Source organism: Maribacter sp. (genome assembly GCF_039974175.1).
Classification (GTDB): Bacteria; Bacteroidota; Bacteroidia; order Flavobacteriales; family Flavobacteriaceae; genus Maribacter_C.
This window is the reverse complement of sequence record NZ_JBDWJN010000009.1, coordinates 520,200-534,848: the sequence shown is the minus strand read 5'-3', so window position 1 is coordinate 534,848 and position 14,649 is coordinate 520,200. Positions and strand designations below refer to the sequence as shown.

Annotated in this window: 19 protein-coding genes and 1 tRNA gene; 15 read left to right on the top strand and 5 right to left on the bottom strand. The window is 36.7% G+C overall.

Annotated elements, in window-relative coordinates:
* Nucleotides 1-143 precede the first annotated feature (143 nt).
* From ABJN95_RS08820 to ABJN95_RS08795, 6 genes are all read left to right on the top strand, one after another.
* Nucleotides 144-216: transfer RNA gene (locus ABJN95_RS08820), tRNA-Met, on the top strand.
* 357 nt (nucleotides 217-573) lie between these two features.
* A complete protein-coding gene (locus ABJN95_RS08815; RefSeq protein WP_348370014.1) occupies nucleotides 574-945 on the top strand; it encodes a VOC family protein in 372 nt (123 codons plus the stop codon).
* A gap of 245 nt (nucleotides 946-1,190) precedes the next feature.
* Nucleotides 1,191-2,177, top strand: a complete 987-nt coding sequence (locus tag ABJN95_RS08810; RefSeq protein ID WP_348370013.1) for a helix-turn-helix domain-containing protein — start codon at nucleotides 1,191-1,193, stop codon at nucleotides 2,175-2,177.
* A gap of 94 nt (nucleotides 2,178-2,271) precedes the next feature.
* Nucleotides 2,272-2,712: an SRPBCC family protein gene (locus tag ABJN95_RS08805; RefSeq protein ID WP_348370012.1), complete on the top strand. Its 441-nt coding sequence runs from the start codon at nucleotides 2,272-2,274 to the stop codon at nucleotides 2,710-2,712.
* 2 nt (nucleotides 2,713-2,714) lie between these two features.
* On the top strand, nucleotides 2,715-3,038 hold the full coding sequence (locus ABJN95_RS08800) for a hypothetical protein (protein ID WP_348370011.1): 324 nt from the start codon (nucleotides 2,715-2,717) through the stop codon (nucleotides 3,036-3,038).
* A gap of 150 nt (nucleotides 3,039-3,188) precedes the next feature.
* The gene (locus ABJN95_RS08795; protein ID WP_348370010.1) at nucleotides 3,189-3,620 is read left to right on the top strand and encodes a VOC family protein; all 432 of its coding nucleotides are present in this window, start codon (nucleotides 3,189-3,191) and stop codon (nucleotides 3,618-3,620) included.
* A 115-nt stretch (nucleotides 3,621-3,735) separates the two neighbouring features.
* Here the strand turns inward: ABJN95_RS08795 and ABJN95_RS08790 are convergent, their stop codons facing one another.
* On the bottom strand, nucleotides 3,736-4,026 hold the full coding sequence (locus ABJN95_RS08790) for a hypothetical protein (RefSeq protein WP_348370009.1): 291 nt from the start codon (nucleotides 4,024-4,026) through the stop codon (nucleotides 3,736-3,738).
* Between the two features lie 48 nt (nucleotides 4,027-4,074).
* Between ABJN95_RS08790 and ABJN95_RS08785 the strand changes: the two genes are divergently transcribed.
* The 8 genes from ABJN95_RS08785 to ABJN95_RS08750 all read left to right on the top strand — a co-directional run bounded on the left by ABJN95_RS08785 (nucleotide 4,075) and on the right by ABJN95_RS08750 (nucleotide 10,068).
* Nucleotides 4,075-4,833, top strand: coding sequence for an SOS response-associated peptidase family protein (locus ABJN95_RS08785; RefSeq protein ID WP_348370008.1), 759 nt, complete (start codon nucleotides 4,075-4,077; stop codon nucleotides 4,831-4,833).
* 120 nt (nucleotides 4,834-4,953) lie between these two features.
* Nucleotides 4,954-5,829, top strand: a complete 876-nt coding sequence (locus ABJN95_RS08780) for a polysaccharide deacetylase family protein (RefSeq protein ID WP_348370007.1) — start codon at nucleotides 4,954-4,956, stop codon at nucleotides 5,827-5,829.
* A 226-nt stretch (nucleotides 5,830-6,055) separates the two neighbouring features.
* Nucleotides 6,056-6,943: a hypothetical protein gene (locus ABJN95_RS08775; protein ID WP_348370006.1), complete on the top strand. Its 888-nt coding sequence runs from the start codon at nucleotides 6,056-6,058 to the stop codon at nucleotides 6,941-6,943.
* 85 nt (nucleotides 6,944-7,028) lie between these two features.
* Nucleotides 7,029-7,754, top strand: coding sequence for a helix-turn-helix domain-containing protein (locus tag ABJN95_RS08770; protein WP_348370005.1), 726 nt, complete (start codon nucleotides 7,029-7,031; stop codon nucleotides 7,752-7,754).
* 60 nt (nucleotides 7,755-7,814) lie between these two features.
* Nucleotides 7,815-8,330 (top strand): VOC family protein, encoded by a 516-nt coding sequence (locus tag ABJN95_RS08765; protein ID WP_348370004.1) that lies wholly within the window; start codon nucleotides 7,815-7,817, stop codon nucleotides 8,328-8,330.
* Nucleotides 8,331-8,524: 194 nt separating this feature from the next.
* Nucleotides 8,525-8,992 (top strand): response regulator transcription factor, encoded by a 468-nt coding sequence (locus ABJN95_RS08760; protein ID WP_348370003.1) that lies wholly within the window; start codon nucleotides 8,525-8,527, stop codon nucleotides 8,990-8,992.
* Between the two features lie 113 nt (nucleotides 8,993-9,105).
* A complete protein-coding gene (locus ABJN95_RS08755) occupies nucleotides 9,106-9,603 on the top strand; it encodes a DUF4199 domain-containing protein (protein ID WP_348370002.1) in 498 nt (165 codons plus the stop codon).
* 36 nt (nucleotides 9,604-9,639) lie between these two features.
* Entirely contained in the window at nucleotides 9,640-10,068 is a 429-nt protein-coding gene (locus ABJN95_RS08750) for a VOC family protein (protein ID WP_348370001.1), read from the top strand.
* A 198-nt stretch (nucleotides 10,069-10,266) separates the two neighbouring features.
* Here the strand turns inward: ABJN95_RS08750 and ABJN95_RS08745 are convergent, their stop codons facing one another.
* Both ABJN95_RS08745 and ABJN95_RS08740 read right to left on the bottom strand, forming a co-directional pair.
* A complete protein-coding gene (locus ABJN95_RS08745; protein ID WP_348370000.1) occupies nucleotides 10,267-10,596 on the bottom strand; it encodes a YegP family protein in 330 nt (109 codons plus the stop codon).
* 546 nt (nucleotides 10,597-11,142) lie between these two features.
* Nucleotides 11,143-11,634 carry a DinB family protein gene (locus ABJN95_RS08740; RefSeq protein ID WP_348369999.1) on the bottom strand — a complete coding sequence of 164 codons (492 nt, stop codon included), beginning with the start codon at nucleotides 11,632-11,634 and terminating at the stop codon, nucleotides 11,143-11,145.
* Nucleotides 11,635-11,985: 351 nt separating this feature from the next.
* On the opposite strand from ABJN95_RS08740, the gene ABJN95_RS08735 reads away from it, so the two are divergent.
* Nucleotides 11,986-12,225 carry a YgjV family protein gene (locus ABJN95_RS08735; protein ID WP_348369998.1) on the top strand — a complete coding sequence of 80 codons (240 nt, stop codon included), beginning with the start codon at nucleotides 11,986-11,988 and terminating at the stop codon, nucleotides 12,223-12,225.
* On the opposite strand, the gene ABJN95_RS08730 is transcribed toward ABJN95_RS08735, so the two are convergent.
* Complete coding sequence (locus ABJN95_RS08730) at nucleotides 12,220-13,242, bottom strand: Gfo/Idh/MocA family oxidoreductase (protein ID WP_348369997.1); 1,023 nt, start codon at nucleotides 13,240-13,242, stop codon at nucleotides 12,220-12,222. The genes ABJN95_RS08735 and ABJN95_RS08730 overlap by 6 nt on opposite strands.
* A gap of 41 nt (nucleotides 13,243-13,283) precedes the next feature.
* Nucleotides 13,284-14,633: a TolC family protein gene (locus ABJN95_RS08725; RefSeq protein WP_348369996.1), complete on the bottom strand. Its 1,350-nt coding sequence runs from the start codon at nucleotides 14,631-14,633 to the stop codon at nucleotides 13,284-13,286.
* Nucleotides 14,634-14,649 lie beyond the last annotated feature (16 nt).

Sequence of the window (14,649 nt, the reverse complement as noted above, 5' to 3'; positions counted from 1 at the left end):
AGGTTTTAAAAAGATTATGCATGCAAGTTTTGAAAATACTAAAAATCGGTTGTATATTTGTGCCCCGCTACAAATAGTAGCGCACCATTATCTCGTCAGTGTAATGAACTGAAGTTGCAAGGCAAGTGAGATAAAACCCATATCGCGGGGTAGAGCAGTAGGTAGCTCGTCGGGCTCATAACCCGAAGGTCGCTGGTTCGAGTCCAGTCCCCGCTACTAGTAAGCAAAAGGCTCCCGATTTTTCGGGAGCCTTTTTTTATGCTTGGCACAACAATTTATTTTTTCAAATATCCATAATTTGAATATCCATTATTGGTTTTCAATAGATGCATCCTCATAGCTTCGTACCAAGTATGCAGAATGCGCTTCTCTTTGCTACCCATCATCTAGCAAACAGCCCAGACACAAGACATGCGCATCTTCTTTTGGAACATAGCGCTACTAAAACCACTGAAATTTACACCCAACCGACGAATAGATGGTTCATGCACATTTAGGATTTATTATCTTAGTCTACATAAGTAGGAGATCATCACTGATGCTATTTCTGTGTTGGGATTAATTTGAAAAAAAATGAAAAAGACAGTTGTACATTTTGAAATAGGCTGCGGTGATATTGATAAAACATCTGATTCTTATAGCGCAGTTTTTGATTGGAAATTAAATAATCACGGAAATTCTTCGATAATTGACACCAGAAATGAAGATGCTTTAAGTGGACATATCAATAAATTAGGACCGAACGACCCTCAAAATTATGTAACCGTTTATATTGAAACTGATGCACTACATTCCGACCTTGAAGCAATTGAATCAAACGGTGGTGAAATATTTGTGAAGCCTATTAAGCTGCCTGATGGAAGAGAATTTGCTTGGTTAAAAGATGTGGCAGGAAATCTAATTGGACTAATTACACCTACACCCAAGCAAATGGAATTTGAATGAAAAACAAATGCCAGCAATGGCTATTAATAATTGCTTATTCTCGCTACTTCTGAAAATCATAGTGGAATTTCAGACCCGTGTGTACTTGCAAAGTTAAGTGCTAAACCCGCAACCACTCATAGCCGAGACCGTTAGCTGTAATAAGAATGACAACTTCTTTGCAAATAATAAATGCCTTAATCATTTACGGAATGTGCCAAGCATTTTTCATGGCTTTTGTTATTGTTCGGTCGAAAAGGAGAACAATGTTCAAGAAACTGTTTTCCGCTTTACTAATAGTAGAAGCAATAATTCTATTGGAAAGACTATTGGTCGAAACCTCCATCATTGAATCCATGCCTCACTTTCTTGGAATTTCTTATCCAATAAGTTTCTTAAAACCGCCTTTGATGCTTTTAATGGTATTGGCCTTAACAAGAAAGGACTTTCGCCTGTCGAAATTTCATTTTTGGCATCTTATCCCATTTGGGTTAATTCTCTTGATGAATTTACCGTTTTACACATTAAATGGTAGTGAGAAATTGGACTTAGTGAAATCTTTTATGGAAAACGTTCCATCGTATAAAAGTTTTGAGTTCTATTTTACCCTAAGCTTTTTCTTATACATTGGCGCATATATTTTCTTAAGCGTTAAGAAACTTAATGTTATCAGACAACAAGTCATCAATAACACTTTGATTAATTGGTATCGAATCGTATTAATATGCTATTCTGTTTTTCTATTGGCACATCTCATTTACTTCGTAATTCAACCACTAGGAGGATTGAGCTTTGAAATTGTAAATCAATTAAGCATGCTCGCCATGACCCTGATCATTCAGTCAGTTGCCTTTAAGTTAATTGAGCAATCTAATTTGCTTAACTCCAGAACTCCGGAAATTGAGAATATAAATCAACGAAAAGTTGATTTGGAGCTAATTATTAAGGCCTTCGATCAGGATAAAATCCATTTAATTGACGATCTGAATCTTTCAAAATTCTCCAATGAGCTGAACCTTAATAAGGATTATGTTTCTGCTCTGATCAATCAAAAATTCGATTGTTCCTTTTCAAAACTTGTCAAAACTTACCGTTTAGAAGAAGCAAAATTGATACTCAAAAATTCAGATCCAGCAAAAATTAAATTAATTGATGTAGCATTCGATGCTGGTTTTAACAATAAGGTTTCCTTTTATCGTGCCTTTAAGGAAAGTGAAAACATGTCTCCTTCCGATTATTTGAAAAAGTTGTAATGGAAAAAGATCTTTTTTTGGTTACAAAAGTGTTTTGTAACCTGTATTGTTGATCAAGTCGGTATAATTGTCTCTCAATTAAATTTTAGACGACATGAAATACACAGGCTACATCGACATTAACAAACCCATTCAGGAGGTTGTAGATTTTTTCGCCAAATCCGACAATCAGAAAAAATGGCAAGATGGGTTTATTAAAAAAGAACAACTTAAAGGTAATGGACGCGAAGCTGGTGCGGCAATAAAACTGTACTACAAATTTGGTAAAAGAGATATGATTCTTACTGAATCTGTAATTTCCAATAACCTACCCAACTCCTTTGAGTCAAGCTATCATCACACGCACATGGACAACACCATGAAATGCTCGTTTGTACCATTAAGTGAAGAGAAAACAAGATATCAATACGAATTTGAATACACCCGTATCAGTTGGATCATGCCAAAACTCATGGCCATATTATTCCCAGGAATGTACCGCAAACAAGGAGAAAAATGGATAAGACAATTTAAGGAAGTAATTGAAAAACAATAATTATGTGGGACGATAAACTAAAAATATATGACAACCTTATCTCAAAATGTTCGAAAATTCAGAGAAAAGGGAAATCGGTACCTTATACTTCAGCAAACGGGTATATGTTCTCCATATTAAATAAAGATGGTGATCTAGGAATCAGGTTCTCCAAAGATGTGCAAAAGAAATACATAGAAGACTGGGGAACCACTTTTTTCAAATCTCATGGCGCTACAATGAGAGGATATGTCTTGGTTCCAGAATCCATGTTACATGATCTAGATAACCTAGCTACTGTTTTAATGGAGAGTTACCATTATGTAATGGGACTAGAGCCTAAATAGCAAAAACTACAGCTAACAACATCTAAAATTCATAACTCGGGCTTTTCCGTGAGGAAAATCTAAAGCAATTTCATTAATTTCGGTCACGCGCAACCCTTATGCCTCTGTAATTCTAAATATCAAGCGCAAAAAGCTTCTGTAAAAAAAAATATGGCAACAATCAACACCTATTTAAGCTTTATGGGTAACACTGAAAAAGCATTTAATTTTTATAAATCAGTATTTGGTACTGAATTCGTTGGCGGAATAAGACGCTTTGGAGATATGCCTGCTAATGATAAAATGTCGGAAGATGACAAGCAAAAAGTAATGCATGTGGGTTTACCAATAGGGCCTGGAAATTTCCTCATGGGTACAGATGCACTTGAATCTAAGGGACAATCGCTAACTTTTGGGAATAATTATTATATATCTATTAGTCCGGAAAGTAAAGAAGAAGCTGTTCATTTATTTAACGGACTTTCATCAGGTGGAACCATAACATCGCCACTTGCTGATACATTTTGGGGTGCATACTTTGGAACATTTACAGATAAATTCGGAGTGCATTGGATGGTAAATTATCTTAATAACAATAGTTAAAAAGTGAAATACATCAATAGCTAAACTAGCTGCCATTAGGTTTATCAACACTGGCACGAGCAATTTCTAAAAACCAAGAATGGCCAGATATTAATAAACAAAGCACCTATTTATGTCAACTGATTTTCAATTTCCGTTTGTAATACCGCTCCCCATACTTCTTTCCTATATTTAGGTACTCACCCATTATTCGCTCGGCAATGCGTCTCGAGTTCAGGTCCCATCTAGGTATCGCTACGATAGTTTCAACTTCCGATCTTACGTTTCGAAGCATTTCGGTTAATTTGGCCTTCGCTTTGCTCTCACAATCGACAAAGAAAGGATCGCATACCGCCTTGCTGTATTCTCTGTAATGCTTTCTAAGCACTCTTTGGCAAATCTTCTCGTATTGATCTTGTGTCGTCATAAGGTTGCTTAAAATTAGTTATATTGGTAACACCAAACCAAATTAATTATGTGTTACTCCATAGAGCAACGCAAACCCTTGAAGGAACTTGAGTTCAGGTTCAAAGTAAAGGCCGTTTTACGCAACGAAGTGCTAGCGGAGCAGCTACAGTTCTATCATAGCAATGGGTTTGCCCATCAGATGGTGGCCGTTATTCCACAGGAGAATCCAAAGTTCATAACCCCTTTGATGTGGGGATTGGTGCCTTATTGGGAGTCTAGTGCCGGTTATAAGGATTATTACAAAAATAGTATCAAATACGGCAGTGGACTCAATGCCAGAAGTGAAAAATTGTTCTCTTCCAATATGTATATGGGCAGTGCTATGGAAAGACGTTGTATCATTCCCCTAACCGGATTCCACGAACCTCATCATACCCAGGCGAAGTCAGGTAGCAAACCTTTTATTGTTCCCTTTAGATTTGCTCGTAAAGACGACGGTTTTATGAACATTGCCGGTATCTATGATTTTACGAAAGATGGCATGGCTACTTTCTCCATTCTTACCAAGAATGCCACGCCCTTATTTTCTATGGTGCACAATAAAAAGAACAGCCGACCAGTCATATTGCGCGACAAGGACCTAGATAAGTGGCTTGACAATGGTACAACTCGTGAGGGTATTCAGGAATTGATAGACAACGATATGCCAGATGAGCTGTTGACCGCCTACCCAATACATAGAGATTTGTATAAAACGAAAGTCGATACCAATACGGCTGAGATTATAGCAAAAGTTGAATACGACGAAATCGAAATTGAGTATTGATACCAAAGAATAAATAGTTCAACTTAGTTGCTATAAGTAGGATAGCATTAATGAGGCTATTCGATCGTTGTACAATTCGGATAAAAAAATTACACTTAAATATAAAATACCTGATTGAAAATGAACTCAGCACAAAGATTGGGATTCTCGAAAGGCACCAAATTATTAATAATACACGCAGATGATGCAGGACTTTCCCATTCTGAAAATAGGGCAACAATACAATCGCTAGAGCAAGGAATTGTGAACTCATATAGTATAATGGTTCCCTGCCCGTGGTTTTATGAAATGGCTGTATTTGCTAAAAACAACCCTCAATTTGATAACGGAATTCACTTGACATTAACCTGCGAATGGGAAAATTACAAATTTGGCCCTGTTTTACCCGTTTCCGAAGTGCCAAGTTTAGTAGACGAGAATGGTCATTTCTATAAAAAAAGGGAACAACTTAGAGAAAACGCCTCAGTTGAAGATGTTAAAAATGAACTTGAGGCACAAATCGAAAAAGCAATTAAATTCGGATTAAACCCAACTCATATTGATTCGCATATGTATAGCGTTGGAGCAAGCCCTGAGTTTTTTGACATATACAGAGAATTAGGCAAAAAATATAAGCTCCCCGTTTTAATAAATGAACAATTGATGAAAATCGTCGGACTGAATTCTGAGGTGAATATCAAACAAGAGGATTTTCTAATTGACCGCGCTTATTTTGGAGAATTTGAATATTTCAAGACTGGTAAACTTAACGACTTCTACGATTCCATTTTAGAAAAATTGACAGGCGGACTGAACCTCATTTTAATACATCCTGCATTCGATGATAATGAAATGAAAGGCATTACCGTCAATCATCCAAATTTTGGTTCTGAATGGAGACAGATCGACTTTGACTTTTTCGCAAACGAAGAAAATAAGTCAAAACTGAAGGAAAATAGTATCGAACTAATTACTTGGAATGACATACGAAAAGCGTATAACGATGGCTCTAATTAATATGGGTTTTCGCGCATAATCCAAAGTTCAGGGCTCTTGTCTAAGTCTAACAAATTATTTTAAAGGCCTTTAAAAAATATAAAACCCGGCATAGGTCGCAAAGCAAAAAGTTTTGGCTAAGTGTTTCATTGAAAGTTCACTACTTTTATTACCCTACTTGGCCTAGTTAAACCGTTGGCAGTATACGCTAAAACACAATTCAATTACGTAATCAAATCTTGACATTATGAAAAGAAGAGCATTTACCAAACTGACAGGGCTTAGTGTAATAGCCATATCGACAACAGGATTTATAAGATTCAACGGCAAATCTTACGAAGGAGATTGTGTAACCACGACAGATATATTAGGGCCATTTTATCGTCCGAACAGCCCTGAAAGAGAAAATTTGGTAATTGCCGGTATGCCCGGAGAGATTGTTGAACTATCTGGAATAGTAAGGCACAAGGATTGTCAAACCCCTTATAAAAATGCGAAAGTAGAACTTTGGCATTGTTCGTCTGACGAAATCTACGATAATGATTCTGATGAATATCGATATAGAGGAACAACCTATTGCGATGTTAACGGCAGGTATAAATTCAAGACTCAAATGCCTGTGCCATATGATGCCGGCGGTGGCTTTATTAGGCCAGCACATTTTCATCTAATGGTTTCTGCTCCTGGGTATCAGAGTTTAATTACTCAAATTTATTTCCAAGGTGATCCTTACATTGAAAAAGATCCTTGGTCAGCAGCTAAGAAAGCCGAATACAGAAAACTTAAAGTAGAAGAGAATAATGGAACAAAGAAGGTTGTATTCGATTGTAATATGAATGACAAACTCAATGTTTCTGTTTCCTCTCTAGATCAAATTATCGGAAAGTATACAAATGACAATAATGGTAGCATCAAAGAGTATTTTGAAAAGGATGGTCTATTATGGTCTAAAAGTGAAGTTTTTGGAGAAAGTTATGAATACGTAGGCGACAACAAATTTCAATACGCTGGAATGCCTACTGGTTTATATGAAATATTACAATTTGATCTTCAACAACAAGGCACAATAAAACTTCAATTGACCGCTGTATGGGAAGATGGGAAAGAAATAAAGGAATCATTTACAAAACTTTAAATCTCTAGTTTCATACGGCAAACAGAAATTAAAAGGTGCTAAAACTGCGGTTTATGCAGGGCATAGAAGGCAACATTAACAAACTATGTATCAAGAGATAAGACCATCAAAAAGAAATGATAATATAATCGATACTTTTTGGACATTCTCGAATAATAAAGAATGTGAGAATTTCAAAATATTGCCTGATACTTGTGCAGATCTGATTTTCGACCTAAACCAAAACACGGGTTTTCTCTCGGGGGTTATGACAAAATATCAACTTCGTGAATTAGCTTCCGAATCGAATTTAATTGGAGTACGTTTAAAAGTCGAAAGGCTGGGCTTGCTAATTAAAATACCTCTTGACCAAACCAAAAACTTACGTCTTGAATTATCGAATATTGTTCCTTATAACACCTTTAATACCTTAAATGAACTTACTGGCTTAGAAAAAATAACAGATAAAATAAACTTTCTCGAAAACCATATCACAACATCATTTATACAAAATTCATTCAGACAAGACCAAATCGTTTTATCGGTCGCACAGAAAATAAGATCGTTGCGAGGCATTGTAAATGTTAGAGATTTAGCCAAATTGCATTGTATAAGTTTAAGACAATTGGAAAGGCGATTCAAAAGTTATATCGGCTTGACCGTAAAGGAGTTTTCAAACATTGTACGTTTCAACAATGCCAAGAAATCGATAGCGACCTTCACCAAAACTAGCCTTTTGGAAATAGCATTCGATATGGGGTTTTTTGACCATGCGCATATGACTTATGAATTCAAACGTATTTCTGGAGAAAATCCAAGCTATTTTAGGTAATGTCGTTTTTTTACAAAACAAGAATTTTACAGCCTAGTAACTTTGTATCAAAATAACGATATGAAATTTTGGTTTTTAGCAATCTTGTTAATTCTAGTCAGCTCTTGCAAGAACGAGCTTCGTACTCCAGAGGAACCTATCGTTGCGAATTACGAACTTAAAAATATGGAAATGGACATTCAGTACGCATACACCATCCTTTACGTAAAAGACATACCGGAAACCATTGAATTCTATACAAAAGCATTTGGATTTGAACAAAAGTTCCTAACCACAGAAAATGACTACGGCGAAATACTTTCAGGTAGTACTACAATCGCTTTTGCGAACCTTGAACTCGGTAATTCCAACTTTAAAAAGGGTTTTAAAGAAAGTAAACTAAGTGAAAAGCCCTTTGGAATTGAATTGGTTTTCTCAACTTCAGAGGTTGAAAAAGTAATGGAAAATGCCATTAAAAATGGAGCAGAACTTATAGCAAAGGCAGTAACAAAACCTTGGGAACAGCAAGTTGGTTATTTGAGAGATTTGAACGGATTTATAATTGAAATCTGCACCCCAATTCAAAATCAGGAATAGAAAAACCTAAAGACAACACAACCTATATGCAATACCCATTTTGGTGCTAACTCGAAGCTCTATTTCATTTTATTAAAGAATATTATGATATAAAAAGTAGTGGCAAATTGTCTGCTACCACTCATATACATGAGCTTTTTGTAATTTAGTAAAAATCAGTCCATAAAAATTTCTACAAGATCAAATCACGGAATATGGAAGTAGATAAAGGTTTACGGCACATCCTATTATATGGATTAGTAATGGCAGGTCTAATCCTTGGGCTGAAATGGCTTCAGTGGAATTTTCTGATAGTTGAAAATGCAATAGATCTATACATTGGAATGATAGCTGCTATATTCACAGTCTTAGGTGTTTGGATTGCTTCTCAATTGATACAACCAAAAACGCATACCGTTGTTGTGGAGAAAGAAATTATAGTGCATCAACCCAAAACATTTGTCCTAAACCAGGCTGCTTTGGAAAGTCTTCAACTCACCAAGCGCGAATATGAAATTTTACAACTTATCGTTCAAGGATACAACAATGCTGACATAGCCAACAACTTATTTCTTTCCCTTAGCACTATAAAAACCCATGTCTCCAATCTTTATTCTAAGATGAATGTAAAAAACAGATATAAAGCCATTTCATTGGCAAAAAAAATGGAAATCGTGGCGTGAGGGAGCTTCAACTTCGGTTTGATAATATTGATTCAAGAAAATCGGTACCAAAGTATGAAGTTATTAGTTCTTAAATAGTATAGTTTCGACTTAAACTATATAATCCGTTTGTTATGAAAAAAATCATCCTAATTTTCGGTGCTGTGATAGGCGTGCTATTAACGACCAATTCGATTATTCATCTAAAAATCATGTATACCAATCCTAACTATCAAGGAAACGATCTGTTAGGGTATGCAACCCAAATCGCTATGTTTTCTATAATTTACTTTGGTATCAGAAATTACAGAGACAATTTTCTTGACGGCAAGATTAGCTTTTCTAAAGCAATCAAAACTGGAGCATTAATTTGTTTGGTTGCTTCTACGATTTATGTTGTAGTTGGCTTGTTGTATTACTATTTGTTTATCCCAGATTTCATGGATGTTTACACAGATTATAGAATAAGAAATAGCGCACCAGAGGAGGTAGAAGCTGTGACTGTTCAAATGGCAAATTTTAAGGAAATGTATAAGAACCCTCTATTTGCCATCTTAATTAGCTACATTGAAGTATTACCAATAGGAATGATTGTGGCTTTTTTCTGTGCCTTCATTCTCAAAAAAAAATAACAAGCAAGTATTTAGCCAATAGGTAATAGCAACAAGATGAACACAACGACATTCCTCACATTCGTAGGTGACCAATGCGGAAAAGCCGGAGAAGCCATCGCATTTTACACATCAATCTTTCCAAATTCAGAAATTAAGAGCATAACAAAATATGCAGAGGGCGAAGCAGGAGGTACACCTGAACTTATTAAGTACGGTGTTTTTTCATTAAATGGAACCGATTACATGGTTGCCGAAAGTAATTATAATCATGCCTGGACTTTTACCCCCGCCGTTTCACTTTTTATACGTGACCCATCTGCTGATGTGATACAAACACTTTTCGAAAAGCTTTCTTCAAATGGTGGTCAAGTAATGGTACCCTTAGATGACTACCAAGGCGAAGGCGATTATGGTTTTGGTGAAAAATTCGGATGGTGTCAAGACAAATATGGTGTCTCGTGGCAATTTGTGCTTTCGGCATAATTTGGCCTACCTCCCTTATAGAAATCAAAAGAAAGTTAATTTAGCTTGTGGTAAGGGATTGTAAAATTGAGGTCGCGGCTATCTAAAGTAGAAAAAGCGGGTTCATAGCTTGCGACAAAGCCAAAAAAAGACAGCCTTAACCCGGCTGTCTTTAAACTATTTACTTTAACTATAAAATTATAAGTGACTTCTTTCGTACTAGGACAAATCTGAAATAGTAGCTTTCGGTGCATTCTTAACTACCGAAGCAATACCATTCTCCATAGACGACTTGGAAGAATACATTTCACTAGATCCTATGACCTGACCATTGGTCGATTTAAGATTGAAATAGGGGCTGCCATCTTTGGCGGTCTTTCTTTCAAACATTTTATCATTTTTGGAATTTTTCCGTACAGATTCAATTCCATTATCGCAGGAAGCTCTTGTTTTATAAGCCTCGCTACTTAGAATCACCTGATGATTGCCAGCCTTTAGATTGAATCTGAACTGTCCGCTCTTATCTTTTTTTATTTCAAATTTTCCCATGATGTTAGTCTATTTTTTGTTTGACTAAACTTAATAATAAAAAAGCAAAAATCAAAGATACCACTACGGAACTCCTATAAATGATCTGAGAAAATCGGATTGCATATTGTTCAGGTTTTAAAATTCCTGTCCGGTCTATGAGCAACCTTTTGTTAGTTTCCGAATCTATCATTTAAACGGCTACTATTAAAGTAGATAATGGAAACACCCCCCCTGCTTGGGGAGTATATAAGATTTGGCATGAATTCACTACTTTACTTTATAACCTTAACCGCGCTACTTATCTCAGCAAATATTGTCTTGTATGTAATTGGGTGGCTAATTAAACGCAGATGAAGCCTGTAACGTTTGCCATTTATTTTTTCAGCGCACCGTCGCAGTACAATCTCTTGAACACAGCTCGCAGTACACCCTAGTTGATCCGTAAATAAAAAACACTGAAACATCTCGTTTCAATGACATGATCTTTCATTTGAAGACGCCGTTGCATCTCTCTAAAAAAGGTTTGGGTTGCTACACCAGTAGAAAATACCACCCCAACTCTTATTACATATACCTTTCTTTAATAATTTTTAAATGGTGTTCTTCATGCCCAACAATAGATTTTAGAAAATCTTCCAATGAGATTTCATATTGCCCGGCCATACCTTTTATTTTCAATTGGTTTTCAGACAAGGTATCTATAAAACTAATAGACGCCTTTCTTACGTTTACATAATCATCAACCAATTGCTTCATAGTTAAATCTTCAAAACGACTGTGGGTCACCAAGAGGTCTTGGTCATAGCCCCATAACGCCACAGGGGCTGTTCGACTTAACAAAAATGCGCGAAACATTTTTATTCTTTCGTGATCAGTAATGTGTCCAACGATTTGCTTAATGCTCCACTTATCGGGCGCGTAGCGGTAAATGGCATTTGGTTCACTTATTGAGCTTAGCAATGCAGCGGTTGAGGAGCTAGCAAAAAGTGACTTACAATCTACATGTTTTACCAGGTCAAAATAATATGGGAAACCATCTTCAGGTGTATATTTCATGTTATAACTGATTTTAAATCAACCTATTCTCTTCCTTTGATTTTCACCCACAGGTTGTACAGTATACTAAAAAAACATCCTGCCACTGCCTGAACCTGTAAATTATTGATTAATTAAAAATATACTTAATGCTTAAATAAAATACTATTGTGGCCAACACGCGTTGGGTTATAAGCTAAAAATTAGTGACAAGTCTTGAATCATTTGTTTTCGATCTTCTAACACAAAGGTTTTCGGTTCGGTAGAAACTTCAAAATAGTGCCCACTATAAAGTACATCTGAAGCACATCTGTACTTTTTATTTGAGCTATTTTGTAAAAGGAGATGGCATATTGGCTTAGCTTTGCACCTATGGAAATAAACCCGACTGAAATCGTAGGCTACCTGGCCAGTCTCTTTGTACTACTCTCATTTTTTAATAAAGATATTCGTCGGCTACGAATCATCAATTCTATTGGATGTGCACTTTTCGTTGCCTACGGAACAATGCTACCTAGCATTCCGGTGATTATTACGAATGTAGCTATTCTCTTGGTGAACGGGTACTACCTTTTTTGGAAGAAACCCCAAGTAAAAAATTCGAAGTTATAATCGCACCAGTTGCCCTTCTTTGGAAGAGCGGTAGATTGCCGAAATGACTTCAACTGATTTTCTAGCCGCTATACCATCGACCATGGGTGAACGATTTTCTTTGATAGCATCGATCATATCTTGTAGTACGATTTTATGATTTAAATGACCAATACTAGTGGGGTCAGAAGCCCCGCTTGCAGAAGTATCGTTGTTCATTAATGCTGGGGCAGATACATGTTCCACATTCCATTGAACAATTTTGCCCGCTTCTAATACAACACTTCCCTTTTCTCCAAACACTTCCAAACGTTCAGGATAGCCCGGGTATAAAGAAGTTCCTGCAGTAATGGTGCCAAGGGCCCCATTTTTAAAATGAAGTAATCCTGCTCCCACATCTTCGCCCTCAATGTCGTGTACCATCGTTTGTACATTTCCAAAGACAGAATGTACCGGTCCCATAACATTCAAGAGTAAATCTATGGTGTGAATACCTTGATTGATGAAAGCTGCTCCTCCATCGAATCGCTTGGTTCCTCTCCATTTGCTTTTAGCATAGTAGTCCTTATTGCGATACCAATTGATATACGCATTCCCCATCAAAAGTTTCCCTAGTGTTCCTCCATGTACTGCCTTATATAGCAATTGATAATCGGGAGTACACCGATTCTGAAATACGCAACCTAAAATGACTTGCTGCTCTTTGCAAATTGCAATGACTTCATCTATTTTTTCGGGGGTAACTTCGAGAGGTTTCTCGCAGAGCACATGCTTGCCAGCCTTCGCTGACTGTGTTATAGCTTCGCCATGGTTACCACTTTCGTTACAAACACACACCAAGTCTATTCCTGAATTATCTAAAAAGGCATTAATATCATCAAAAGCACCAACACCAAATTGCTGTTGTACTTCTTCAAGGCGGTCAGCAGATTTTGTGTGCATAGCAACGAGATCAACATCTACCAATTCGGAGATACATTTTGCAAAGGTTTTTGCAATTGAACCTGTTCCAATAATTCCGATACCTAAATTAGCCATACTATGAAGTTTTGCAGCTAATTAAATATACGGCGAAGATTTTAGAATTCTATATTTAGCAACTGCCCTGTTAGCTGAAGTAGTTGCAATTCTGCTAATTTCGCATCGTATTTCGCCAGATTCTTATTCGTCTGGGCGTTTAATAGGTTTATTTGTGCCTGACGGAATTCAATCGAAGTAATCCTACCCAATTGAAACTGTTCTTTTGAGCGCTCGAAGTTGTTTTGATTGGTCAGCACATTTTGTTCTTGAATATTAAAGATGTTCAATCGATTCTCATAGATAGCTAGGGCATTTTGAATATCGCGATTGACTTCCAACTCCACTTGTTGCTTTAATAATTCTTGATTTTCGTAGGCAATCTTGGCATTCTTAACCCTAACGGTGGTTCCTCCGCCATCGAATAGATTCCAGGTTAGACTTGCTCCTAAACCAAAATTCCAAGTGGTGTTATTGGTACCTGGAAAGAAAGCAGATGCTGCACTTTGATTTAAATTCCAACCGTAGGATCCATTTAAACCTATCGTCGGTAAGTAGCCAGATTTATTCACTTTGATATCGTAAGCATTGATCGCCAAATTCTTCTCGGTTTGAAGAAGTGCAACGTTATTCAATTTGGCTTGTGCTACGAACTCTTCCAACTGTAACTTAGGGATAAAACCTACCAGAGTATCGACTTGAAATTTCTCATTGAGATCTTGATTTAAAACAACGTTCAAATCACGCTTGGTATTTGCGAGCTGCTGTCTCGTATTTAATAGATTGATACTATCGTTGGTAACATCGACCTGAGCATTTAGAATATCAAGTTTGGTGTTTTGTCCATATTCAAAGGCATATTCCGCTCTTTTAATACGTTGGGTAGAAATCTCAAGTGCCTGTTGTAATACATTTTCGTTTTCCGTTATTCGAGCAACTTCAAAATATACACTAAAAAGCTGTAGCATCGTATTTTCAATAGTCTCCCTAGCTTGAAGCTCACTCAACTGAAACTGTTCTTTCAGTCGTTTGTAATTATAAAAGCGACCCATACCATCAAAGAGCGTGTAATTTGCGCTCAAGGTGGAGTTGTAACGTTGAGCCTCTGCTTTATTTATCTCCACATCGCTTCTTGGGCTACCATCATCATTGAATACCCCTGGAAATTCAATGACCGAGTCATCGCGATTATAAGCAGCAGTGGTAGAATTGGTCAAAGTTGGTAGATAACCTGTATTTAAGACACTCTTGTTATTCTTAGCAATTTTAACTTGGTTACGCGCTACTTTAATTCCGAAGTTATTCTCCAAGGCTAAATTTACAGCGTCCTCCTTGGCCAATAACTTCTCTTGAGCGGAGAGCGAATTGCATGCAAATATGAAAAGAATGGGGATTAAAAGTCTATTTCTCATTATACGGATACTTCAA